Annotated in this window: 24 protein-coding genes; 11 read left to right on the top strand and 13 right to left on the bottom strand. The window is 65.0% G+C overall.

The window, feature by feature from the left end:
* Positions 1-4 precede the first annotated feature (4 nt).
* The 11 genes from ACODRW_RS20490 (at position 5) to ACODRW_RS20440 (ending at position 11,310) form a co-directional block, all read left to right on the top strand.
* Complete coding sequence (locus tag ACODRW_RS20490) at positions 5-907, top strand: alpha/beta fold hydrolase (protein WP_253315402.1); 903 nt, start codon at positions 5-7, stop codon at positions 905-907.
* Complete coding sequence (locus ACODRW_RS20485; protein ID WP_488906573.1) at positions 900-1,718, top strand: IclR family transcriptional regulator; 819 nt, start codon at positions 900-902, stop codon at positions 1,716-1,718. The genes ACODRW_RS20490 and ACODRW_RS20485 overlap by 8 nt, the downstream gene beginning before the upstream one ends.
* Positions 1,719-1,730: 12 nt before the next feature.
* On the top strand, positions 1,731-2,531 hold the full coding sequence (locus ACODRW_RS20480; RefSeq protein WP_107799133.1) for an SDR family oxidoreductase: 801 nt from the start codon (positions 1,731-1,733) through the stop codon (positions 2,529-2,531).
* A complete protein-coding gene (locus ACODRW_RS20475) occupies positions 2,521-4,185 on the top strand; it encodes a thiamine pyrophosphate-binding protein (protein WP_235089248.1) in 1,665 nt (554 codons plus the stop codon). Before ACODRW_RS20480 ends, ACODRW_RS20475 begins: the two co-directional genes overlap by 11 nt.
* A 4-nt stretch (positions 4,186-4,189) precedes the next feature.
* The gene (locus ACODRW_RS20470; RefSeq protein WP_488906572.1) at positions 4,190-5,020 is read left to right on the top strand and encodes an aspartate dehydrogenase; all 831 of its coding nucleotides are present in this window, start codon (positions 4,190-4,192) and stop codon (positions 5,018-5,020) included.
* 8 nt (positions 5,021-5,028) lie between these two features.
* Complete coding sequence (locus ACODRW_RS20465) at positions 5,029-6,507, top strand: aldehyde dehydrogenase (RefSeq protein ID WP_488906571.1); 1,479 nt, start codon at positions 5,029-5,031, stop codon at positions 6,505-6,507.
* 104 nt (positions 6,508-6,611) lie between these two features.
* Complete coding sequence (locus ACODRW_RS20460; RefSeq protein WP_227103898.1) at positions 6,612-7,586, top strand: VOC family protein; 975 nt, start codon at positions 6,612-6,614, stop codon at positions 7,584-7,586.
* A 27-nt stretch (positions 7,587-7,613) separates the two neighbouring features.
* Positions 7,614-7,844, top strand: a complete 231-nt coding sequence (locus tag ACODRW_RS20455) for a recombinase-like helix-turn-helix domain-containing protein (protein ID WP_107799138.1) — start codon at positions 7,614-7,616, stop codon at positions 7,842-7,844.
* Between the two features lie 19 nt (positions 7,845-7,863).
* Positions 7,864-8,886: an aromatic ring-hydroxylating oxygenase subunit alpha gene (locus ACODRW_RS20450; RefSeq protein WP_227103900.1), complete on the top strand. Its 1,023-nt coding sequence runs from the start codon at positions 7,864-7,866 to the stop codon at positions 8,884-8,886.
* Between the two features lie 51 nt (positions 8,887-8,937).
* A complete protein-coding gene (locus ACODRW_RS20445; protein ID WP_488877747.1) occupies positions 8,938-9,897 on the top strand; it encodes a PDR/VanB family oxidoreductase in 960 nt (319 codons plus the stop codon).
* A gap of 138 nt (positions 9,898-10,035) precedes the next feature.
* A complete protein-coding gene (locus tag ACODRW_RS20440) occupies positions 10,036-11,310 on the top strand; it encodes an MFS transporter (RefSeq protein ID WP_488906570.1) in 1,275 nt (424 codons plus the stop codon).
* 208 nt (positions 11,311-11,518) lie between these two features.
* On the opposite strand, the gene ACODRW_RS20435 is transcribed toward ACODRW_RS20440, so the two are convergent.
* The 13 genes from ACODRW_RS20435 to ACODRW_RS20375 all read right to left on the bottom strand — a co-directional run.
* Positions 11,519-11,998, bottom strand: a complete 480-nt coding sequence (locus ACODRW_RS20435) for a hypothetical protein (protein WP_488906569.1) — start codon at positions 11,996-11,998, stop codon at positions 11,519-11,521.
* 151 nt (positions 11,999-12,149) lie between these two features.
* Positions 12,150-13,043: an alpha/beta fold hydrolase gene (locus tag ACODRW_RS20430; protein ID WP_488906568.1), complete on the bottom strand. Its 894-nt coding sequence runs from the start codon at positions 13,041-13,043 to the stop codon at positions 12,150-12,152.
* A 192-nt stretch (positions 13,044-13,235) separates the two neighbouring features.
* Entirely contained in the window at positions 13,236-13,817 is a 582-nt protein-coding gene (locus ACODRW_RS20425; protein ID WP_486636909.1) for a uracil-DNA glycosylase family protein, read from the bottom strand.
* A 12-nt stretch (positions 13,818-13,829) separates the two neighbouring features.
* Complete coding sequence (gene zapE / locus ACODRW_RS20420) at positions 13,830-14,993, bottom strand: cell division protein ZapE (RefSeq protein ID WP_488906567.1); 1,164 nt, start codon at positions 14,991-14,993, stop codon at positions 13,830-13,832.
* 170 nt (positions 14,994-15,163) lie between these two features.
* Entirely contained in the window at positions 15,164-15,787 is a 624-nt protein-coding gene (locus ACODRW_RS20415; RefSeq protein ID WP_158274268.1) for a thiol:disulfide interchange protein DsbA/DsbL, read from the bottom strand.
* A gap of 51 nt (positions 15,788-15,838) precedes the next feature.
* Entirely contained in the window at positions 15,839-16,171 is a 333-nt protein-coding gene (locus tag ACODRW_RS20410) for a hypothetical protein (protein WP_107799146.1), read from the bottom strand.
* 291 nt (positions 16,172-16,462) lie between these two features.
* Positions 16,463-16,774 carry a DUF1484 family protein gene (locus ACODRW_RS20405; RefSeq protein ID WP_146176616.1) on the bottom strand — a complete coding sequence of 104 codons (312 nt, stop codon included), beginning with the start codon at positions 16,772-16,774 and terminating at the stop codon, positions 16,463-16,465.
* A gap of 266 nt (positions 16,775-17,040) precedes the next feature.
* Positions 17,041-18,369 carry an amidase gene (locus tag ACODRW_RS20400; protein ID WP_488906566.1) on the bottom strand — a complete coding sequence of 443 codons (1,329 nt, stop codon included), beginning with the start codon at positions 18,367-18,369 and terminating at the stop codon, positions 17,041-17,043.
* A gap of 185 nt (positions 18,370-18,554) precedes the next feature.
* Positions 18,555-18,899 (bottom strand): hypothetical protein, encoded by a 345-nt coding sequence (locus ACODRW_RS20395; RefSeq protein ID WP_488906565.1) that lies wholly within the window; start codon positions 18,897-18,899, stop codon positions 18,555-18,557.
* Positions 18,900-19,273: 374 nt separating this feature from the next.
* Positions 19,274-19,987, bottom strand: coding sequence for a 5'-methylthioadenosine/S-adenosylhomocysteine nucleosidase family protein (locus tag ACODRW_RS20390; RefSeq protein ID WP_081575683.1), 714 nt, complete (start codon positions 19,985-19,987; stop codon positions 19,274-19,276).
* 275 nt (positions 19,988-20,262) lie between these two features.
* On the bottom strand, positions 20,263-20,613 hold the full coding sequence (locus ACODRW_RS20385) for a hypothetical protein (protein ID WP_488906564.1): 351 nt from the start codon (positions 20,611-20,613) through the stop codon (positions 20,263-20,265).
* A gap of 494 nt (positions 20,614-21,107) precedes the next feature.
* On the bottom strand, positions 21,108-21,572 hold the full coding sequence (locus ACODRW_RS20380) for an FxLYD domain-containing protein (protein WP_488906563.1): 465 nt from the start codon (positions 21,570-21,572) through the stop codon (positions 21,108-21,110).
* Between the two features lie 152 nt (positions 21,573-21,724).
* A partial coding sequence (locus ACODRW_RS20375; protein WP_488906562.1) for an adhesion domain-containing protein occupies positions 21,725-22,564 on the bottom strand: 840 nt, incomplete at its 5' end.

Here is a 22,564-nt window from a genome sequence, read left to right as displayed (position 1 = left end):
CGCCATGAGCGCACTGGACCTGCCCGCTAACGCCGATGAAACCCTGCTCCTCAAACTGCGCCGACGCTTGCGCCAATGTTTTCCGGAACGCCGGCTCCAGGTGAACGACCGCGTCGTCGCTTACCGCGAATGCGGCGCCGGCGACGCCACCATCGTGCTGCTGCACGGCATAGGCTCCACTTCGGCCAGCTGGATGGAGGTGGCCGCCGCGCTAGCCCCCCGCGCCCGCGTGCTGGCCTGGGACGCCCCCGGCTACGGCGACACCAGCCCCTTGCCGCAGGCCCGCCCCAAGGCCGACGACTACGCGCAGGCGCTGGAAGGCTTTCTCAAAGCCGCCGGCGTCACCCGCTGCGCGCTGGTCGGCCATTCCCTGGGCGGACTGATGGCCGCCGCCCATGCGCGCCGGCATCCGCAGCGGCTGGAACGGCTGCTGCTGGTCTCGCCGGCCCAAGGCTACGGCGCGGCCGATCGGCGCGCCGACGGCGCGCGCATCCGCGGCGAACGGCTGCGCGCGCTGCACGCCCAGGGCCTGGCCCAAGTGGCGGACCAGGCGCCGGCCAGGCTGCTCTCCGCCTCCGCCGACGCCGCCGCGCGCGCCTGGGTGCGCTGGAATATGGCCCAACTCAAGGAGGACGGCTACGGCCAAGCCGTCGAACTGCTGACTGGCGACGACATCGCCCGCTACGCGCCGTCGCCGCTGCCGGTAACGGTGTTCTGCGGCGAGCGCGATCTGGCCACGCCGCCGGCGGATTGCCAGGCCGTCGCCGCCGCCTTCAACGCGCCCTTCCATCTGATTCCCGGCTGCGGCCACGCCTGTCACGTGGAGGCGCCGGCGGCGCTCGCCGACTTGCTCAGCGCCGCTCTCGCCCCGTCCCACCCCCACACCAAGGAAGCCCATCATGGATGAGCAGAACCTCAACGACGCGGCCGCCCGCTATACCGTGCCGGCCCTGGAGCGCGGCCTGCGCCTGCTGGGCGAATTCAGCCGCGGCGAGCCCACGCTGAGCGCGCCGGAGCTGGCGCGCCGGCTGGCGCTGCCGCGCTCCACCGTGTTCCGCATGCTGGCCACGCTGGAACAGCTGGGCTTCATCGAACGCGCGGAAGGCGGCCGCGACTATCGGCTGGGCATCGCCGTGCTGCGCCTGGGCTTCGAATACCTGTCCTCGCTGGAGCTGACCGAACTGGGCCTGCCGGTGCTGGGCCGGCTGCGCGACCGGATCGGCCACGCCTGCAGCCTGGTGGTGCGCGACGGACGCTCCATCGTCTACGTCGCCAAGGTCAACCCGCCGTCCTGGATCGCCTCCAACATCAATATCGGCGCCCGGCTGCCCGCTCACGCCACCGTGTTCGGCCGCATCCTGCTGTCGGAGCTGCCGCTGGAGAAACTGCGCGAGCTGTATCCGGAAGAGCATCTGGACATCCACTCCAGCCAGACCCCGCGCAACACGCTGGAGCTGTTCCACCTGCTGCAGCAAGACCGGGAGCGCTCCTGCCTGGTGGGCGAAGGCTTCTTCGAAACCAATATCTCCACCGTGGCGGCCCCGGTGCGCAACCACGGCGGCGCCATCATCGCCGCCATCGGCGCCACCCTCCCCATGCCCAGGCTGGAGCCCGGCCAAGCCGATGCGCTGGCCGGCCACGTCCGCGCCGCCGCCGCCGAGCTGTCCCGCGCGCTGGGCCACGCCGGCGGCGGCATGGGCAAAGTCATTCACCTGTGAACGGAGCCTCCGATGAGCTTTTGCGATCTTGATCAGTCCGTCGCCGTCGTCACCGGCGGCTCCTCCGGCATCGGCCTCGCCTGCGTCGAACAATTTCTCGCCGCCGGCGCCGCGGTGGCTTTTTGCGGCCGCGATCCCGCCCGGCTGGCTCAGGCCGAAGCCCTGCTGCGGCAACGCTTCCCCGCCGCCCGGCTGCTGGCCCGCGCCTGCGACGTGCTCGACCGCGAAGCGGTCAACGCCTTCGCCGCGGAAACGGAGGCCGAGCTGGGCCCGGCGTCCATCCTGGTCAACAACGCCGGCCAGGGCCGCGTGTCCACCTTCGCCGACACCAGCGATGAAGACTGGCTGGACGAGCTGCGGCTGAAATTCCTGTCGGTGATCCATCCCACCCGCGGCTTCCTGCCGCAGCTGGAGCGCCGCGCGCCGGCCGCCATCGTCTGCGTCAACTCCCTGCTGGCCCTGCAGCCGGAACCGCATATGGTCGCCACCTCCGCCGCCCGCGCCGGCGTGCTCAATCTGGTTCGCTCGCTGGCCACCGAGTTCGCCCCGCGCGGCGTGCGCGTCAACGGCATCCTGATCGGCCTGGTCGACTCCGGACAATGGCGGCGGCGCTTCGCCGAGCGCGAGGACCCAACACAAGACTGGGACCAATGGAGCGCCGCGCTCGCCGCGCGCAAACAGATTCCGCTCGGCCGGCTGGGCCTGCCGCAAGAGGCCGCCCAAGCCGTGTTCTTCCTCGCATCCCCGCTCTCTTCCTACACCACGGGAAGCCATCTCGACATCTCTGGAGGCCTGTCGCGTCATGCCCGATAAACACACTGTCACCGTCGGCGAAGCGCTGGCGATCTTCCTCGAAAACTGCGGCGTCAAAGCCGCCTTCGGGGTGATCTCCATCCACAATATGCCCATACTCGACGCGCTGAACCAACGCGGCCGCATCCGTTTCGTGCCGGCGCGCGGAGAGGCCGGCGCCGCCAATATGGCCGACGCCTGCGCCCGCACCACCGGGCGGCTGGGCGTCTGCCTGACCAGCACCGGCACCGCCGCCGGCAACGCCGCCGGCGGCATGGTGGAGGCGCTGACCGCCGGCACGCCGCTGCTGCACATCACCGGCCAGATCGAAACGCCCTATCTGGACCAGGAGCTGGCCTACATCCATGAAGCGCCCGAGCAGCTCGGCATGCTGCGCGCCGTGTCCAAGGCCGCCTTCCGCGTGCGCAACGCGCAAACCGCGGTCGGCGTGTTCAAACAGGCGGCGCGCGCCGCGCTGAGCGCGCCCTGCGGACCGGTCAGCATAGAAATCCCCATCGACATCCAGGCCGAGCGCATCCCGCTGCCGGCCGATCTCGCACCGCTGCCGCCCTTGATCGCCGTCCCGTCCGAGGCCGCACTCGACGCGCTGGCGGACCGGCTGGCCGCGGCGCGCCGGCCGCTGCTGTGGCTGGGCGGCGGCGCGCGCGGCGCGGCCGACGCGGCTCAGCGCTTGCTGCGCCTGGGTTTTGGCGTGGTCAGCAGCACCCAGGGGCGCGGCATCGTGCCGGAAGACGATGAACGCAGCCTGGGCGCTTACAACCTGCACCCGCCGGTGGAGGCCCTCTATCAAAGCTGCGACGCCATGCTGGTGGTCGGCTCCCGCCTGCGCGGCAATGAAACCCTGAAATACCAGCTCAAACTGCCGCGCCCCTTGTACCGCATCGACGCGGACCCCGCGGCGGAAGGCCGCGGCTACGTCGACGACGTCTTCGTCTGCGGCGACGCCGCGTTGGCGCTGGACGGGCTGGCTAACCGGCTGGAAGGCCGGATGCGCGTGGACCCGGCCCTGCCCGCCGATCTGTGGCGCGCGCGCCAGGCCGCCGTGGACGCGCTGCTGGACGGGCTGGGCCCCTATCGCCGCCTGGTGGAAACCTTGCAAGCCCGCATCGGCCGCGACTTCAACTGGGTGCGCGACGTCACCGTCTCCAACAGCACCTGGGGCAACCGCCAGCTGCGGCTGTTCTCCGCCACCGCCGGCGTCCACGCGCTGGGCGGCGGCATCGGCCAGGGGCTGGCGATGAGCATAGGCGCCGCCATCGGCGCGGCCGCCTACGGCAGCGGCCGCAAAACCCTGGGCCTGGCCGGCGACGGCGGCTTCATCCTCAATCTGGGCGAGCTGGCCACCGCGGTTCAGGAGCAGGCGGATCTGGTGATGATTCTGATGAACGACCAGGGCTACGGCGTGATCAAGAACATCCAGGACGCCCACTACGGCGGCCGCCGCTGCTATGTGGACCTGCACACCCCGGACTACGCCCAGCTGTGCGCCTCGCTGCGGCTGCCGCACCGCAAGGTCAGCCGGCTGGAGGAGCTGGATCAGGCGCTGACCGCGGCGCTGGAGCACAGCGGCCCCTTCCTGCTGGAAATCGACATGCTGGCGATAGGCCGCTTCAAAAGCGTCTTCGCCGGCCCGCCCACCAAGCAACAGGACTGAGCCCATGGACCGCTCTCCTCCCAAACCCGTGCTGGACATCGCCCTGGTGGGCTGCGGCGCCGTCGGCGCCGGCGTGCTGGAAGGGATCGCGGCGGAGCCGGCCCTGCGCGTCGGCCAGGTGCTAGTGCCCGCGCCGGACGACGCCCGCGTCCGCGACACCCTGGCCCGCCTCGCCCCGCAGGCAAGGCCGCGGCGCGCGCTGGACCCGGACGCGCCCGCGCCGGATCTGCTGGTGGAATGCGCCGGCCACGCCGCCGTCGCCCAACACGTGCTGCCGGCGCTGGAGCGCGGCATCGACTGCCTGATCGTCTCCGCCGGCGCGCTGACCGAAGACGGCTTGGCGGAACGGCTGGAACAGGCGGCCCGGCGCGGCGGCGCGCAAGCGCGCCTGCTCTCCGGCGCCGTCGGCGCCATCGACGCGCTGGCCGCCGCTCGTCTGGGGGAGCTGGAACAGGTGAGCTACACCGGCCGCAAGCCGCCGCTGGCCTGGCGCGGCACGCCGGCGGAACGGGATTGGGATCTGGCGGCCCTGAGCCAGGCACAATTGATCTTCTCCGGCAGCGCGCGGGAAGCGGCGCGGCGTTTTCCCAAGAACGCCAACGTCGCCGCCACCGTGGCGCTGGCCAGCCTGGGCCTGGACCGGGTGCAGGTCCGGCTCTACGCCGACCCGGCCGCCCACGGCAACCAGCATTGCATAGACGCCCGCGGCGGCTTCGGCGAGCTCAGTCTCAGCCTGCAAGGCCAAGCGCTGCCCGGCAATCCGAAAACCTCTGCCCTCACGGTTTACAGCGTGGTCCGAGCCTTGCTCAACCATGTCCGGGCCATCGCCATCTAGGAGCCATCATGAGCACACTCTCCTCCCCCCTGCCCATTTGCATTGCCGGCGCGTGGCGGCCAGGCCGCGGCGATCTCTATCACAGCCGCTACCCCGCCACCGACGAAGCCGTGGCCTGTCTGCACGCCGCCAGCCTGGACGATGTGGAAGACGCCGTCCAGGGCGCGCAACGCGCCTTCGACGCCAGCGGCTGGCCGCAGTGGAAGCCGCACCAACGCGCGCGGGTGCTCTACCGCGTGGCCGAAGGCATCCGCGCGCGCGCCGAAGAACTGGCCCAGTTGCAAAGGCTGGACAACGGCAAACCGATCCGGGAAACCCGCGCCTTGGTGGCCAGCGCCGCCGACACCTTTCAATTCTTCGCCGCCGCCTGCGAAACGCTGGAAGACAGCGTCACCCCCTCGCGCGGCGATTATCTGAGCCTGAGCCTGCACGAGCCCATGGGCGTGGTGGCCGCCATCACCCCCTGGAACTCCCCCATCGCCAGCGAGGCGCAAAAACTGGCTCCGGCCCTGGCCGCCGGCAACGCCGTGGTGCTGAAACCGGCCGAGGCCACGCCGCTGCTGGCGCTGGAGCTGGCCAGGATCTGCGAACAGGCCGGCCTGCCCAAGGGCCTGCTCAGCGTGCTGCCCGGCAAGGGCTCGCTGATCGGCGACGCCATCGTGCGTCACCCGCTGGTGCGGCGCGTGGCCTTTACCGGCGGCACCGCCACCGGCCGCCACATCGCCGCGCTGGCGGCGCAAAAACTGATGCCGGTCTCGCTGGAACTGGGCGGCAAGTCTCCGACCATCGTGTTTGCCGACGCCGACCTCGACCACGCCGTGGCCGGCGTGCTCTACGGCATCTTCAGCTCCTCCGGCGAATCCTGCGTCGCCGGCTCCCGGCTCTTCATCGCCCGCCCGCTGTACGCCGACTTCATCGCCCGGCTGTCGGCCGGCGCCCGGCGCTTGCGCCTGGGCGACCCGGCCGACCCCCTCACCCAGATGGGACCGCTGATCAGCGCCGCCCACCGCGAACAGGTGGAAGCCCATGTGGCGCGCGCGCTGGAAGACGGCGGCCGCCTGCTCTGCGGCGGCGAGCGTCCGCGCGGCGCCCTGTTTGATCGCGGCCATTACTACCCGCCCACCATTGTCGACGGCCTGGACAACCAGGCGCGGCTATGCCGGGACGAAGTCTTCGGCCCGGTGCTGGCGGCGCTGCCCTTCGACGACGAGGCCGATCTGATCGCCCAGGCCAACGACAGCGTCTACGCGCTGGCGGCCGGCGTCTGGACCCGCGACGCGCAGCGCGCCTGGCGCCTGGCGCGCGCGCTGCAGGCCGGCACCGTATGGATCAACACCTACAAGCAGTTCTCGGCGGCCACCCCTTTCGGCGGCTGGCGCGACAGCGGGCTGGGCCGCGAAAAAGGCCGGCACGGCATCTTGCAATACATGGAGCAGAAAGGCGTGTACTGGGGGCTGAATCCGGAACCGCTGCCCTGGACCAACTAAGAGTCCGCTCACAAAACCCCTAGCTGGGCTCAGGCTCTCTACGCGGTTTTGCCAGCGGCTCCAAACCGCATTCCACCGGCTTCACAACAAGAGGAGGATCCGCCATGGCGGTGCTTGGCATAGACGAAGTGAATTATCGCGCGGCCGATCTGGCCGCCTGCAAACGCTTTTTCCTGGATTGGGGGCTGCGCCTGGAGCGGGAAAGCGATCAGCAACTGGAGTTCCGCAGCCTCAACGACTGCGTGGTGCGCGTCTCCCACCCGGACCTGCCCGGACTGCCCGCCGGCCTGGAGGAAGGGCCCACCTTGGTGGAAGTGGTCTGGGGCGTGGAAAGCGCCGGCGATCTGGATCAATACGCCGCGCAGTTGCGCAATCTGCCCGGCTTCCGGCGCGAAGCGGAACGGCTGCGCTGCCAGGACCCTTGCGGCCTGAGCATCGCGCTGCAAGTCAGCCGCAAGCGCCCGCTGCAACTGGACTGCGCCCGCTTCAACAGCTGGAGCGAACGGCCGCGCGTGGATCAGCGCGCCCCGGTTTACGAACGCGCCCAACCGATAGAAGTGGGTCATGTGGTGCTCTTCGTCGACCAGCGCGAAGCCATGGTGCGCTTTTACTGCGACCGGCTGGGCTTCGCCCTGTCCGACCAATACCCGCAACGCGGCAGCTTCCTGCGCTGCGCGCCGCGCGGCGGCCACCATGACCTATTCCTGCTGCAATTGCCCAGCGGCAAGAAAGGCCTCAACCACGTGGCCTTCGCCGTGCGCGACATACACGAAGTGATAGGCGGCGGCCTGGCCATGGACCGGCTCGGCTGGAAAACCGAACTGGGCCCGGGCCGCCACCCCATCTCCTCGGCCTACTTCTGGTACTTCGAGAACCCGGCCGGTGGCCTGGTCGAGTACTACAGCGACGAAGACGAACTGACCGAAGCCTGGCAGCCGCGCGACTTCGAGCCCGGGCCGGAACGCTTCGCGGAATGGGCGGTGACCGGCGGCCTGGACGGCCACACCCGCCGCCCCAAACACGCAGAGACGCCGCGCCGGGGCTTTCTCACCGACAAAACCGGCGAAACCGACCGCTAAACCGCCCCCCGTCCCAAGGAGAACCCCATGAGCCGAGTCATCCCGTCCCGCTACCTGGAGCCCCGCCAGGCGCAGCAAACCGCCCCCACGCCTTACGAAGATCTGCTGGGCGACGCCCTGGAGCGCGCTTACGCGCAGGAAATCCACGATCTGAACGCCTTGCTTGCCCACCTGAACCAGCACGGCCCATCCGCGCCCAACGGCGGCAGCTGGAACGAAGCGCTGTTCCGCGCCGAAATGGCGCGCCTGGCTCAATAAACCCATCGAGGAGAACATCATGAGCGATTTCAGCATGGAACAAATCGACGCCTATCTGGCCAAGGGCCTCAAAGACCGCTGGCACATGGTCTGTCCGTCCCGCTTCGTCGGCGACCGCGCCGTCAGCCTGCGCCGCCTCGGATACAAGCTGGCGCTGTGGCGCGAGCCGGCCAACGGCAAGGTCCACTGCCTGGAAGACCACTGCCCGCACCGCGGCGCGCCGCTGTCCATGGGCTTTGTGCTGGGAGACCGCCTGGGCTGCGCCTATCACGGCGTGGAGGTGGACTGCCGCGGCACCGTCACCCGGGTGCCGGGCAGCCCCGGCTGCAAGCTGGAAGGCGCCAAGGCCGCTCGCGCTTTTCACGTGGAGGAGCAGGCCGGCATGATCTTCATCTACAACGCCAGCCAAGAGGTGGCCGCGCCGCCTCCGCTGCGGCTGCCGGAGTATCTGAACTCCGACGAATGGAGCCACTTTCCCTGCTATGTGGAATGGGGCAACGACTACCGCTACGTGGCCGACAATGTGATGGACCCGATGCACGGCGCCTTCCTGCACAAGCAATCCCACACCATGTCCGAGGGCGCCAGCCAGGCCGAATTCGCCATCCGGGACCTGGAGCAAGGCTTCGTCTTTGAAAAAACCGGCCAAAAGAACGTCAACTTCGACTGGACCGAACTCATAGACGACGGCACGGCGATGTGGCACCGGCTGGAAATCCCCTATCCCAAGACCGGCGGCCCCGGCGGCAACTTCACCATCATCGGCATGTACACCCCGATCAGCCGCGAACTGTGCGCCGTGGTGTTCTGGCGCTGCCGCAAGGTCAGCGGCTGGCAGCGCGACACCTGGCGCTTTCTGTATAAAAACCGGCTGGAGGCGCGCCACTGGCAGGTGCTGGAACAAGACCGTGTAGCCTTGGAAAACATGGAGCTGGACGCCTGGGACCGGGAGTTCCTGTACCAGCACGATATGGGCATCGTGCGTCAGCGCCGCTATCTGCGCCGCCTCGCCGCCGAACAAATGGCCGCCGCTCAAGGCTGAACCCCGCGTCGGAGCGGCCATGCCGCTCCGCGCCCGCAACGAGATCCCGCCATGACTCAAACCCTGCTCACCCTGCGCCTGGAGGCGATGCGTCGCGAAGCCGACGGCGTGCTCAGCCTGGAGCTGGCCCGGCCGGACGGCGGCCCGCTGCCGCAAGCCGAGGCCGGCGCCCACATCGATCTGCACCTGCCCAACGGCATGGCGCGCAGCTACTCGCTGGTCACGCCGCGCTGCGCGCCGCGCGCCTACGTGGTGGCCGTCCAGCTGGACCGCGCCAGCCGCGGCGGCTCTCTCTACATCCATCAGCAGCTGCGCGTCGGCGCGGAACTGCCGGCTTCCGCGCCCCGCAATCATTTCCGGCTGGAAGAAAGCGCCGGCCAAACCGTGCTGATCGCCGGCGGCATCGGCATCACCCCCATCTACAGCATGTACGCGCGGATGCGCGAACTGGGCCGGCCGGTCAGCCTGCTCTACTGCGCCCGCACCCGCGAACAGGCGGCCCTGGCCGACGACATCGCCCGCGGCGGCCAGCCGATAGACTGGCATATCGACGCCGAAGCCGGCTGCCCGCCCAAGCTCGCCGGCTTTCTGGAGCGCTTCCCCGCCGACAGCCATTTCTATTGCTGCGGCCCCGGCCCCATGCTGGACAGCTTTGAGCAAATATGCGCGGACCTGGCCCTGCCCCATGTCCACATCGAACGCTTCGCCGCCAAGCCCGCCGCGCAGGCCGACGCCGCCGAGCGCGCGCCCTACGAAGTGGTGCTGGCCCAAAGCGGGCGCAAGCTCAATGTGGCCGCCGGCCAATCCCTGCTCGACGCCTTGCTGGCCCACGGCGTCAAGGTGGACTGCAGCTGCCGGGAAGGCATTTGCGGCGCTTGCGAAACCCGGGTGCTGGACGGCGAGCCGGAGCACCGCGACTCGGTGCTGAGCCCGGCCGAACGCCAGGCCGGCAACACCATGATGATCTGCGTCTCCGGCTGCAAGAGCCGGCAGCTGGTCCTGGATCTCTAAACGCGCGCCCGCGATGGGCGCGACGGTCTCCCCCTTCACCACAACCGGCCCCAAGCGGGCCGGCGGGGAGCCTTTGCGCCCGCTGCCGGCGCGCCTCGAGCGGCGACAAGACCGCCCCACGCAATAGGAGAAAGAGCAATGAACACACGCAATCAACGCTGGCTGGGCGTGGCCACGCTGTTCCTGGTGGTCGCCATTTCCTACGTCGACCGGATCAATATCGCGGTGCTGATCACCCAGAACGACTTTCTGCGCCACCTGGGCATCACCGTGCACGATCGCGGCGCGCAAGGGCTGCTGGCCACCGCCTTCATGGCCGGTTACGGCCTGTCCGCCATCCTGTTCACCCCATTTTGCGCCGCTTTGTTCGGCGTGCGCCGCAGCCTGATCTACGGGCTGTGCCTTTGGGGGCTGATCACCTTTGTTTCACCCTGGTTCAACAGCTACGGCATGTTGCTGACGTCGCGCGCGCTGCTCGGCTTCGCCGAAGGGCCGCTGTTCGCGCTGGGCTCCTCCTATATCAAGGCCCACTTCGACAGCGGGGAAAGCGGCAAGCCCAACGCCCTGTTCAATATGGGCACCGGCCTCGGGCTGGCCGTCGGCTATCCGCTGATCGGCTACACCGTGGCGCTGCTGGATTGGGAATCGTCCTTCCACCTGCTGGGTCTGCTCAATGTGCTGCTGGGCGTGCCGCTGGTGCTGGCTTTCGTGCGCATGCCCCTCTCTTACGCCGCCTTGCCGCGGCCGGAGTCCCCGCGCGCCGCGCTCGCCACCGTGGCCGATCTGTTCCGGGGGGCCTTCCACACCCGCCACATCCTGACCATGACCCTGCTCACCGCCGCTTTTCTCGCCTATCTATGGGGCAGCAGCAACTGGCTGCCGGCCTATTTGCAGCAGGCCCGGGGCTTCTCCCTGCGTGAAATGGGCTGGCTGGCCTCGCTGCCGCAATACGCGGTGGTGCTGGGCGTGCTGCTGGGCGGCCTGCTGCTGGACCTGACCCCGCGCCGCCGCGTGCCTTTGATCTTCGTCTTCGCCAGTATGGGCGTGGCGCTGGCGGTACTGCTGGCCATCAACAGCGCGGACCGCTACACCGCCGCCTATTGCCTGACCGCCGCCGGGCTGTGCTGGGGACTGCAAAGCCCGGCCATTCCCAGCACCGTCCAGTACTACTCGCGGGCCGAGCACGTGGCCTGCGCCTTCGGCATCACCAATGGCGTAGGCGGACTGACGGCCGGCCTCATGCCGGTGTTGATGGGCTGGCTGATCAGCCTGAGCGGAGACAGCGGCGGCGGCTTCGCCATGGGCTTCGCCAGCCTGATCGGCACCCAGGTGGTGGTGATCGCCTGCGGCCTGGCCTTGCTGCGCGGAGATCAGACCGTGGTAGTGCAGGCGCAAACCAGCCCTACTCTTTGAGCATCAAGCGCACTCGGAACCGCCCTGGCAAGCTAATACGAAACCACGCGAAACCCGCTAAATGCACTTAAGCATCCTCTTGTTTCGCAGAGCCCAAAGCCGCCCGACACCACGTGCCGAGTGGCTTTTGTTTTATGGCCGCAATGCAAAAAAGCCTTGCTTGCGCAAGGCTCAACGCGACAGGCAAGCCGCGCCATTGGCAAAGACATCAGCGTGCCGGCGCCGCCACCTCGATTTTCACATGGCGGGTATTGCCATTCTTCTGATTAAAGCTGCGATTGATCACACCAATAGCGCTACTGCTGCCCTGCTTGACTTCTTTGTCAAACAGAAAAGTCATCACCCCAAGATTACCCTTGATCAGCAATGGCCTGCTGGTCCCCTCCCAGTTGGAACTCAGCAATTGAGCCGCACCTTCGCCAACCATGTCCAATTCCAGAGTTTGATCGGTGTGACACCTGCCGGTGGAGAGGTTGAAACCCGGATAAATCGCCACACTGTCATTGCTTATCGTTTTGAGGATTTTATTGCCTGGCTCCACCGGCGTTTGCGGCCCCTCTCCGCTTAGCGTGTATTGAATTGGACAGGAGCCGTTATTGACCAACTCAAACGTATAGGCATCCGCAGCCATGGCATGGGCGCTGCCCAAAATCAGCGCGGCACTGATCGCCAAGTGTTGAAACTTCATAATCTCTCAAAAATTAAAATGAATTATTTAGCCAAAATAGAATGCAAATCGATTGGCAAATCCAGATTAATGGAGTGATTCTGAAGAGGAAAACATTCTCAAATCAATCTAAAAGCCGCCTCGGGGGACGGCTCCGAGGTCCGCCCCGCCATTACCCAGCCCGCCGCCGCGCAAAATCCAGCCAGAGCTCCGCCACCCGGCGCGGCTGTTCCATCATCGGCAGATGGCCCACCTGCTCCAGCACCTGCTTTTCGCTGCCGGCGATGGCGGCGGCGAAGCAGTCCGCGTCCTCCACGTGCAGGATGCGGTCCTCACGGCCCCAGACGATCAAGGTCGGCGCCTGGATGCTCGCCAGCACCGGCCGCTGATCCACGCTGTCGAACAGATCGTCGAAAATCCTGCGCTCCACCTCGGCGCGTTCCGCCTTGCGCGCCGCCGTCACCTCGATGGCGAAGCCGGGCACCGGCGGCGGCCGGTACATCGCCCAGTCCAGCATCGCCCTCACCCCGTCCGCGCTCGTCATGTCCAGCATCGGGTTGTCCCCGCTGCGCTGCCACGACTCGGCCATTTCACTGGCGCTGACGCCGGCGCCGGCGGCGTTGAGCAGGGTCAGGCTGACCACCGACTGCGGATAGCGCGCGGCGAAGTTGGCGGCGATGGCGCCGCCCATGGAATTGCCGATCAGATGGACGCTCTCCACGCCCCAGGCCTCCAGGAAAACGCGCAGCCGGTCCGCCTGCGCCTCCACCCGGTAGCTGATGTCCAGGCCGGACATGCTGTCGCCGTGGCCGGGCAAGTCCGGCAGGATCAAACGGAAGGTCTTGGGCAGGCAGCGCGCCAGCATCGTCCAATGGTCTTTCTCCGCGCCGAAGCCGTGCAGCATCAGCACCGTAGGCGCGCCGGCCGGCGCCGGACGCTCCAGCCAGCTCAACTCGCCCTGCTCCAGACGCAGCCGCCGCGGCCTCAAGCCGGCCCAGCGCCGCTGCTGGCGCACGCCCCAGTCAAACAACCATTGCTTGCCGTTCCAGATCCAGCGTCGCCACATTGCGGCCTCCTTGGAGAAACATCGATGGTGAATAGTGCTTAGAACGTGTTTACGATCTCGCGAGCAAGAGCGAGACAAGGCGAAAACGAGCGAAAAAGCGGAATGTACAGGTGGTACATGCGCATTTTGAGCTTGGTTTCAACGCCCCTTTCTATTCATCCCGCCGACGCGCGGCAGATCGTAAACAGCTTCTCAGCCGCGCTCCAGCACCTCGGCCACCCGCTGCCGCAAAGCCGGCAGCAGCTCGGCCTCGAACCAGGGATGACGGCGGAACCACAGCTGATTGCGCGGGCTGGGGTGCGGCAGCGGCAGCAAGGCCGGCCAATGTTCGCGCCAACGCTCCACCGCCTCGGTCAGCCGCGGATAGCGGCCCGGCAGGTGATAGCGCTGCGCGTACTGCCCCAGCAAAATAGTCAATCGCAGATGCGGCAGGCCGGCCAGCAAGGGCCGGCGCCAGGCGGCCGCGCATTGCGGCGGCGGCGGCAGATCGCCGGATGGGCCGGTGCCGGGATAACAGAAGGCCATCGGCAGGATGGCGATGCGGGTTTCATCGTAAAACACCGTCTTGTCCACGCCCAGCCAATCGCGCAGCCGCTCGCCGCTGGGGTCGTCGAACGGCAGGCCGGACGCGTGCACGCGCCGCCCCGGCGCCTGGCCGGCGATCAGGATGCGCGCGTCCGGATGCCATTGCAGCACCGGGCGCGGGCCGTGCGGCAGGCTGTCCGCGCACAGCCGGCAGGCGCGCACTGCTTGCAGCAGGCCGGCGGCGTCCATGTCCGCGGCCGTTTACAGCACCACGCCGACCGGCGGCTGGTCGTGGGTCTGGCCGACGGACTGGTGCGGCAGCTCCAGATAGCTGCGCGATTGCATCTCGGTCAGCCGGCTGGCGGTGCGGAAGAATTCGCCGGCCTGCAGCCCCTCGGTGTACAGCTGTTCCGGCTCGGCGGCGGCGGAGGCCACCAGCTTGACGCGGTTGTCGTAGAACACGTCCACCAGCCAGGTGAAGCGGCGGGCGATGGACGCCTCGCGCGCGGTGATCTTGGGGATGCCGCTGACGAAGACGGTATGGTATTCGGTGGCGATTTCCAGGTAATCGGTCTGCGCGCGCGGGCCGTCGCACAAGGCCAGGAAATCGAACCAGATCGCCCCGGCGGCCAGGCGCTTGACCGGAATCTCGCGGCCCAGCACCTCGATGGCGCGTTTTTTCTGCTCCACGCCGTGGCTCAGGCGCTGGAACAGCTGCTCCATCTTCTCCTCGCTGGCCGCGTCCGCCGGCACCATGAACAGCGGTTCGCGCGTCAGCTCGCGCAGCCGGTAATCGTTGCCGCCATCCACGTTCAGCACTTTCAGCTCGCGCTTGATCAGTTCAATGGTGGGCAGGAAGTTCTGCCTTTGCAGGCCGTTGGGATAGAGGCTGTCCGGCGCGTAGTTGGAGGTGGTGACCAGCACCACGCCGCGCTCGAACAAGGCCGACAGCAACCGGCCCAACATCATCGCGTCGGCGATGTCGCTGACGTGGAATTCATCGAAGCACAGCAGACGGGTGTCGCGGGCGATCTTGTCGGCATAGGCCAGCAAGGGGTCCTTGCTGCCGGCCAGCGCGCGCAACTCGCGGTGCACCTCGGCCATGAAATTGTGGAAATGAATGCGGCGCTTGCGGCGGTAAGGCACGCAGGCGTAGAAGGCGTCCATCAGAAAGCTCTTGCCTCGCCCCACCCCGCCCCAGAAATACAGGCCTTTGGGCACGTCCGGGCTGCGCAGGCTGCGCCCGAGGAAGCGGTTGCGCTTGTTCTTGAACTCCACCAGCTGATGCCACAGCAGGTCCAGCTCCTCGATCGCCGCCGCCTGGGCCGCGTCGTGGATGAAGCCGGGTTTTTCGCTGGCGGCCTGATACCAGGCCTTGGGGCTGAGATGGGCGTTCCCATCCGGGGAGAAAGTATGCTGGGACATGGGCGGCGGAGTGTGCAAACGCTATAAACGATACGGTCCGCCATCATACCCCGTTTGGACCTGCGGGCAAAAACGATGCGGCCGCCCGATAAGGCGGCTGCGTGCTCTCAAGAAGCGGCTCAATGCCCGCCGCGCATGGCGATGCGGCATTGAACCGCTTGTCGAAACATTCAGACCTGGCCGTTTCTTTGCGCCCTCACCTTGGCCAGCAGCGCGTCCAGCACTTTCCGCGTCTGCACCGGCTGGGCCGCGGCGAGCACGTATTTGCCGTCCACCACCAGCATGGGCGTGCTGCTAATCCGGTAATCCTTGGTGAACTTGGCGGCGGCTTCCACCTGGGCTTTGACCGCGAAGGAATGGTATACCGCCATGGTCTTGGCGGCGTCCACGCCCGGCTGGCGGCGCAGCCATTTCTCAAACTCAGCCTCCTTGCCCAGATTGATCTTGTCGTGCTGCACCGCGCGGAAGGCGGCCACATGCAAACGATCGGCCAAACCCGCGGCGTTCAGGGTGGCGAACACCCGGGCGAAGCCTTCCATCGGCCGGCCCCACACCACATGCTTGCGCACCACGTTCACATCCTTGGGCTGAGCCTTCAACCAGGCCGTGATCGCGGCGTCCTGAGCGTAACAATAGTGACAGGGATAGGAGAAAAACTCCGCCACCTCGATCTTGTCGCCGCTGGACACCGGATGCGGCTTGGGCAGCACCAGGTAATCCTTGCCCACCGTCGGCTGCGCTTGCGCCGCGCCCAAGGCCAATAAAAACCAGCACAACAGCAAAAATGCTCTCATGAAAACTCCGCTCATATGGAATCCGCCGCCGGCCGGCCGCCCCAGTCAGATTCAGGCCGTGGCCAGCAAAGTCGGCACCTCGGCCGTCTTTTCCACCTTGTTCAGCTTGGGCTCGGTCTTGCCCAGCGAGCGCAGGCGCTGCAACTCCTCCCTCAACAGCTTGATTTCTTCCTGCATTTTCTGGCGCATGTCCGCCTCCGCCTTGCGTACGTCCAGGCTCAGTTTTTTGTCCATTTCCGACGTCAACTTCTCATCGAGAAACGATTCGTACTTTTTGAACAACTCATCGCGGTAAACATCCAGCTGCAAACGCAACATGAGGTTTTCCTCCTCCATTTCGGCCAATTTGTGCTGGAACTGGGCGACATTCATATTGAAGTTCATGCTTTCTCCTAGCAGATGGCTCGCAAACGGCGCGATCAGCTCGTGCCGACAGGCCGGAGCGGGATTCCGGTTAAAAAAATATCCCTCTCCACGCAGGGAGAGGGAGGCAAACATAATGGGTTTGCAATAGACACTAGGCAGCTCAACACCGGGGGATCGGCGTGAGACCCTATGCGGCAGGGCGCCGCACAAGATGAGGCAAGTATGCGCAAGCGCGCCGTCAAAAAATATCTGACCAGTACGAAAAGCCGGCCCCGACGCGCTGTTGCGCGCGCATCGCCGCGGCGGGGCTCAAACCAGGCGGTTAAGAACGTTCAAGCCCTGGCTCAGCCGCTGCTGCACCGGCTCCAGCAAGGCCGCCGCCTCCTCGCTGCTGAACAGCAAGGGTTCGTCGCGACGTTGCAGCACGGTCAGGATGGCTTGCAAACCGACATGGGCTGAACGGATCTCCATCAAGCCCTGCAACAGGCAGGCGTCCATCTCCGCGCACTGCAAAGCCATCTGCCGGCCAAGATGAAACAGCGCGTGCTGATCCGGCTGGGCGTCGAGCAAATCCTGGTTCAACAGCTTCAGTTGCTCCATCATGGGTAATTGGCCTTTCATCACCGTTCTCCTTAGACCCGCTAACAAAACCCCTGATCCTGCGTTGCGCCTCCTTGCCGTACGACTTGTACTGCCTGCGTCGGCGCGCCTTGGCTCAGGTTCTCTGCGAGGTTTTATTCGCGGCTCTTAATGAACCTGTTCAACGTCTGCCACATCGCATGATGAGTGCCGGCTTCAGAACGCTCATGCCCCACTTGCGCACTCCGCTTCTTCAGCCGTTTTCGCCTTGTCTCCCTCTCGCGCGCCAGACCTTGAACCGGCCCGGTTCAACACTCCAACACGCGCTCAATGCCGGCGGCGATTTTCAGGGTATGGGTATCGCGGCCATGCAGCCCGCACACGCTCAAACCGATCTGAGCCGTCAGCGGCAGGCTGAGCGCGCAGCCGTCCAGCAGATTGGCCACAGCGCTGTTGCGCTGAGCCAGCCGGTTCAAACGGCCGTAGTCCTCGTCGTCGTCCAGCTCCGCCAGCCTGGGCGGCAGAATCGCCACCGTGGGCATCAGCCAGGCGTCGGCCATGGACAGGCGATGCGCGGCGACGGCTTGCAGCGTGCGGCGACGCTCCAGCAGCTCCAGATACCTGACCGCGCTCTGACCGGCCCCCTGCCGCAGATGTCGGACCACGCGCGGGTCGTAGTAAGCGCCGTCCTCGCTCTCCAGCCGCTCGCCATGCTCGTGCCAGGCCTCGGCCGCCGCCAGCCCGCCCTGGGCGTCCATGTCCGCAATCCAGCCAAGCTCGGGGAAATCGAAACGTATGATGCGGGCGCCGGCCTGGGACAAACGCGCCAGGGCCTCGTCAAAAGCCTGGGCCACGGCGGGGTCCAGATGGTCTGCAAGATAGTCTTCGGTCACGTAAAGCCGGCGTTTTTTCACGTCGGGGGGCTGACCGCGCGCATGAGAGGGCGTCCAGCCGCTGCTGAGCACCGCGTCCAGGATGGCGCAGCAAGAAACCGAGTGCCCCAGCGTTCCGATGGAATCCAGCGACGGCGACAAGGGCAGGCAGCCCTGCATCGGCACCCGCTTCGCCGTGGGCTTGAAACCGACCAGGCCGCAAAAGGCGGCGGGAATGCGCGCCGAGCCGCCGGTGTCCGAGCCCAGCGCGGCAACGCTCATGTCCAGGGCCACGCTGACGGCCGCGCCGGAACTGGACCCGCCCGCCACGCGTTCCGGATCGCCGGGATTGCGCGGGGTGCCGTAATGCGGATTCAAGCCCAGGCTGGAGCAAGCGAACTCGCTCATATTGGTGCGCCCCAGCAGCACCGCGCCGGCCGCGCGCAGCTTCGCCACCACGGTTGCATCCTGCTGCACCGGCGGATTTTGCTTCCGCACCACGGAGCCGGCGGTGGTGATCTGGCCCTGGACGTCGAACAGGTCTTTGACCGACAGGGGAAGACCCGCCAGCGGCGTGGGATAGAGACCGACGGCGTCGATGTGCCGGGCGGCGGCCAGCGCAGCTTGGGCGTCCACATGGGTAAACGCCGCGCCTCCTGCCGCCCTATGGCCGGCGATGACGGTCAGCGCCTGCTCCGTCAGCGCCACGCTGCTGGTTCTGCCCAATTGCAAATCCCGATGCAACTGCATCACGGTCGCTTTCATGCCGTGCCCTCCCCGGCGTTGACGCGGCGGGCATCTCTCCCCTGCGGTTTCTCCACCGACGCCCGGCTGCGGCGCGCCCCAAACTCATGATGTTGCGACATGACGATCTCCCGACTACATACGATGGCTAAAGTGAACTCCTCGTGAAAATGTGAAATCCGCGCGCAGGCGCGGGCCGCCCTTGTTTAACGGGCGGCGTCCGGCTTCAAGCACGGCGCGGCGGCGGCCTCCGAATGGGCCGGCGCGGGCGGCGCGGTCTTGAGCGCCTCATCAGTTTCGATGTAAAGGGTTTGCAGGCGGGCGGCGCAATCGTCCAGCACCTCAAGCGAGAGGCGCGCCAACAATTGCAGATGGGACGGTTCGCTGCCGCTGCGCTTGGCTTGGATCGCCATGAGCGCGGAACGCAATACAGTGAAGCAATTCAAGGCCTGCGCGCAAGCAAACGCGGTTTGGGACAGCAAGTACTGGCGTTCTTGGCAAGTGGCCGGGGGTGGTTTGGCAAAAGCGGGGGAAAAATCAGAAGGAGTCATTGCAGTCTCCAAGTCAGCTTTGGAAGCCTGCTCGGATACGAGCAGGAGCGTGACAAGGTGGCAAGACCGGTTCCCTTATTAAGGCCGGCAGCCCCGAGAGGCTCCCTGCCACGCCCTGCCCAGATGCAGATGCGTGGCAACAGACGTGCGGGGTCCTGGCGGACTCTGCGGGTCTGCGAATAAGGGAAAAATAGGCTTGCCTGCCCGGCGCGGCGTTATTTGGCGCAGCGCGAGGCAAAGAGTACTGAGACGGGGGCGGAGCGTCAAGCCGGAGACGGCCGCCCGGCCAGGCAGGAGATCAAACGGGGGAAGCGGAGAAGCCGTTCAAAGCCCGGCAAGCCAAAGCGGGACTTTGAACAGCCTCTTGGCAAGCTTCAAATGGCGGACAGCAGCTTCAACACGGCGGCGGACAGCCGCTCCGCGCGCAACTCAATGCCATGCTCGGGCGTACCCGTATCGTGCCATCGGCTGTCAATGATATTGCTGACCGCTCGCAGCACCAGCACCGGCGTGGAGCCCAGCCGGCTGGCGGCGCGCATCACGCCGGAGGCTTCCATCTCAATCACGCCGCCTCCCAACTCCAACATCAAGGGAAATAGGGAGGAAGGGACTGGGAACTGGTTGCTGCTGAAGATCAGCCCCGGCTTCACCCCAGGCAGCGCTGTCAGCTTCTCCAGCCAATAGCGGTCCACGTCCCATTCCGTCTCCAGCGGAGCATGGGTATTGCTGTTAAACAGACAGGATTCAAACAGCGTGCCTTTCAGGATCTTGTCGATGCCGTAAAGATCCATCTGCACGACTTTGCTGCCGGCGACGACATCGCCTATCTCCCAATGATCTCCCACTGCGCCTGAAGTCCCCAGCAACAAGACCAGATCGATATCCCGTTGCAGCAGCACGGCTTGAGTGGTCAAGGCGGCGTCTTCCGTGCCCACGCCGGTTTCGGCCAGATAGAGCTGGTGGAGCTTGTATTGAAGGCTGCGACAGGACAAAGCGCCGAGCATGGGCTCAGGCTCCCACGCGGCGGACAGCTGTTGTGACAGCAGGGCGGATTCGGCGGGAAAGGCCGACAATAGCAAGATATTCATGTTGTGCCCTAAAAGAGCCTGTTCAAAGTCTCGCGAGCAAGAGCGAGACAAGGCGAAAATGAACGAAAAAGCGGAATGTACTCGTGGTACATGAGCACTTCGAAGCGGTACTCATCGTGTCACGTCTCACGACGCGCGGCAGAGCGTAAACAGGTTCTGAGAGAGCCCATTGCGGATACGCCTGCGCCCCTGGAGCCAGGCCGTGAACAGCCTGCCCGGCGCCGGCTTGCTCAAGACCGATTTCATCGGCTGATCTTGAGCCCGCAGACGCCAACCTACCAATGATCTCCGGAGGCTCCGGATAGCACGGTGTGCTGAGGGGACTTACGCGCCTCTGTCGGCAAGGCGTAAGCGCGCCATGGGGCATGCATGGATCTCAGAACATCCTGCTCGCACAAACCAGAAGAAAGCCGCAAGACAATGGTGGTCATTCCATTGTCCGCCTTGATCCCCTCCACCGAAAAAGCCGCGCTATGGGTAACAATGCCTTCAATATCGCCCTGGCTTAAGGTGATGTCGCTGACTTTATGATGGCCAATGCCGATGCTTAGCTGAATGTGCTGGTTTTCATGGGAAAACGCGTTGAGTAAAGAGTCGTCGACTGTGACCTGGAATGACTTCAGCATGATTTCTATACCTTTGCCTAAGAGCGTATTCATGACCTGGCCAGCAAGAGCGAGACAAGCCGAAATCACAACTGACATGCCTCACGGCCAGGAATAATGCTAGGCGCAACGCTACGCTTAATTTTTCCGGATTTTAATAGGACGGGTACTAAATTAAGGCAGCAAAGGATATTTCACATTAATACAGCTTTTTAATTGCACTCACCTGACACTTTCGACTCGCAATTAAAGCCGCTAACAAAACCGCGCAGCGCACCTGAGCCAAGGCGCGCCGACGCAGGCAGTACAAGTCGTACGACAAGGAGGAGGGGCAACGCAGGATCAAATCGGAACTTCTACATCTTAGAGCCTGTTCACGATCTCGCGAGCTAAGGCGAAACAAGGCGAGACAAGGCGTTGCGGCTGAGAAAGCGGAGTGTACATACGGTACATGAGCATTTCGAATCCGGTTTCAACACCGTATCGCCGACGCGCCGCAGATCGTGAACCGGTTCTTAACGCTTCCGCCGCGCCGCGCGGCACGCCTGTCTTTCCTCTTTCTCTCTGGCTTGGATAATGCGCAAGGTATCGTCGCTGGTGGGAATCTCAAACCCCATATCGTCAAACGCCTTGAACGCGGTTAAACGATAGCCGGCCAGCTTGCCGTCCACCGGCACGTCAAACCCCAGTTTCTCACCCGGCTCTATTCGGCCAAACGCCTGCAAGGTATTGCCCAAGGGGTGACAAGCATCGTCCCGCGCGGACACCACGACATAGCCATGGTCCACCGGCTGGTCTCCCTGGTTGTGTATGGTGCCCCGCACCGCAAACTGGCCATTGGCGCCAACACCCATGTGAAATATCAGGTGTGGTTTGGCTGTAGCACCCGCCATCGGGGCAAACAAACCAACCACACCAACCCAACCCACTATCATTAAAAATCTTGCCACAATATATTTCGTCTTTTCAATATTATTCAAAACAATAGCACTTCACCACGAACCAAGACCATGAATCAATATACCAACCCTTTCTAAATTCAACAATAAGCACAACACACCATTTTATTATGACACCCCTCCCACAAAAACCAGGAGGGGCAGTTCAATACAGTCCAATCAAGATTGGTCTATTATTTATAACATGTCAAAGCTGCACTCCCTCCAGACCAGTCTTCCTTTCCAGTAATCAAGTTGACTGTCTCGTAATATTGAGAAGCCTGGCCTTCTCGATGCTGTGAGGTCCAGTAATCCCTCCTAGGCCAACCATATTTTTCCCCCACGTCACCATTTGGATACATGCCATATAGTTTTAGCAACTGTTGCTTACTCGGCAGCTTCATTCCCTGTTGCCTGCAAACAGATTCCTTTTCATGAGTGCCCACCGAATCACCAATAAAGTAAAAATTCCCCACCCCAGTCACAGGTATAAATGGGTAGGGAACCTTAGCTGTAGCCAGTTCTGTCTGAATCACCCCCACCCCACCACGGCCATTTTCTGGCCGAACCGAGACTTCCAATATTTTGCCGGCAGCGCTCCCCACAATGGTGTATTTCGGCAATTGGCCAGATATTTCCACCACTTGGCCCTTAGTTCCAACTTGGCTAGCTGTACTATCCTTCACACCCCAAAGTACTTTCGATTTATCAGTCGTACTACCTTTGTTGGCCTCGAAAGTATAACTACCACTCAGGACTTCACCCAATTCCAACCTACCTGTAAACTTTAGACCCCTCACCGACGGCTTGGCCTGCGGATCAATCGGCCTGTCGTTCTCGCCGCCTTCGGTGTGATTGCCATCACCCTCCTTGGCATCAGTCGCCAGCGTCTGCGTCACGCCACTCTGGCCCAGGCCGTTCTTCGGCTGCACCGACACTTCCAGCACGGTGCCGGCATCCGCTGCCTGAATTGTGTACAGCTGCAGTTGGCCGGACTGTTTCACCACCTGGCCCTGTGCATCCACCTGGCCCGC

It is taken from the genome of Chromobacterium sp. FG89 (assembly GCF_057808735.1).
This window is presented reverse-complemented; position numbering and strand designations above follow the sequence as displayed.

Excerpts from the sequence above, each read along its gene's own strand:
- ACODRW_RS20490 (WP_253315402.1), top strand. The coding sequence starts at position 5 with ATGAGCGCACTGGACCTGCCCGCTAACGCCGATGAAACCCTGCTCCTC.
- ACODRW_RS20485 (WP_488906573.1), top strand. The coding sequence starts at position 900 with ATGGATGAGCAGAACCTCAACGACGCGGCCGCCCGCTATACCGTGCCG.
- ACODRW_RS20480 (WP_107799133.1), top strand. The coding sequence starts at position 1,731 with ATGAGCTTTTGCGATCTTGATCAGTCCGTCGCCGTCGTCACCGGCGGC.
- ACODRW_RS20475 (WP_235089248.1), top strand. The coding sequence starts at position 2,521 with ATGCCCGATAAACACACTGTCACCGTCGGCGAAGCGCTGGCGATCTTC.
- ACODRW_RS20470 (WP_488906572.1), top strand. The coding sequence starts at position 4,190 with ATGGACCGCTCTCCTCCCAAACCCGTGCTGGACATCGCCCTGGTGGGC.
- ACODRW_RS20465 (WP_488906571.1), top strand. The coding sequence starts at position 5,029 with ATGAGCACACTCTCCTCCCCCCTGCCCATTTGCATTGCCGGCGCGTGG.
- ACODRW_RS20460 (WP_227103898.1), top strand. The coding sequence starts at position 6,612 with ATGGCGGTGCTTGGCATAGACGAAGTGAATTATCGCGCGGCCGATCTG.
- ACODRW_RS20455 (WP_107799138.1), top strand. The coding sequence starts at position 7,614 with ATGAGCCGAGTCATCCCGTCCCGCTACCTGGAGCCCCGCCAGGCGCAG.
- ACODRW_RS20450 (WP_227103900.1), top strand. The coding sequence starts at position 7,864 with ATGAGCGATTTCAGCATGGAACAAATCGACGCCTATCTGGCCAAGGGC.
- ACODRW_RS20445 (WP_488877747.1), top strand. The coding sequence starts at position 8,938 with ATGACTCAAACCCTGCTCACCCTGCGCCTGGAGGCGATGCGTCGCGAA.
- ACODRW_RS20440 (WP_488906570.1), top strand. The coding sequence starts at position 10,036 with ATGAACACACGCAATCAACGCTGGCTGGGCGTGGCCACGCTGTTCCTG.
- ACODRW_RS20435 (WP_488906569.1), bottom strand. The coding sequence starts at position 11,998 with ATGAAGTTTCAACACTTGGCGATCAGTGCCGCGCTGATTTTGGGCAGC.
- ACODRW_RS20430 (WP_488906568.1), bottom strand. The coding sequence starts at position 13,043 with ATGTGGCGACGCTGGATCTGGAACGGCAAGCAATGGTTGTTTGACTGG.
- ACODRW_RS20425 (WP_486636909.1), bottom strand. The coding sequence starts at position 13,817 with ATGGACGCCGCCGGCCTGCTGCAAGCAGTGCGCGCCTGCCGGCTGTGC.
- zapE (WP_488906567.1), bottom strand. The coding sequence starts at position 14,993 with ATGTCCCAGCATACTTTCTCCCCGGATGGGAACGCCCATCTCAGCCCC.
- ACODRW_RS20415 (WP_158274268.1), bottom strand. The coding sequence starts at position 15,787 with ATGAGAGCATTTTTGCTGTTGTGCTGGTTTTTATTGGCCTTGGGCGCG.
- ACODRW_RS20410 (WP_107799146.1), bottom strand. The coding sequence starts at position 16,171 with ATGAACTTCAATATGAATGTCGCCCAGTTCCAGCACAAATTGGCCGAA.
- ACODRW_RS20405 (WP_146176616.1), bottom strand. The coding sequence starts at position 16,774 with ATGAAAGGCCAATTACCCATGATGGAGCAACTGAAGCTGTTGAACCAG.
- ACODRW_RS20400 (WP_488906566.1), bottom strand. The coding sequence starts at position 18,369 with ATGAAAGCGACCGTGATGCAGTTGCATCGGGATTTGCAATTGGGCAGA.
- ACODRW_RS20395 (WP_488906565.1), bottom strand. The coding sequence starts at position 18,899 with ATGACTCCTTCTGATTTTTCCCCCGCTTTTGCCAAACCACCCCCGGCC.
- ACODRW_RS20390 (WP_081575683.1), bottom strand. The coding sequence starts at position 19,987 with ATGAATATCTTGCTATTGTCGGCCTTTCCCGCCGAATCCGCCCTGCTG.
- ACODRW_RS20385 (WP_488906564.1), bottom strand. The coding sequence starts at position 20,613 with ATGCTGAAGTCATTCCAGGTCACAGTCGACGACTCTTTACTCAACGCG.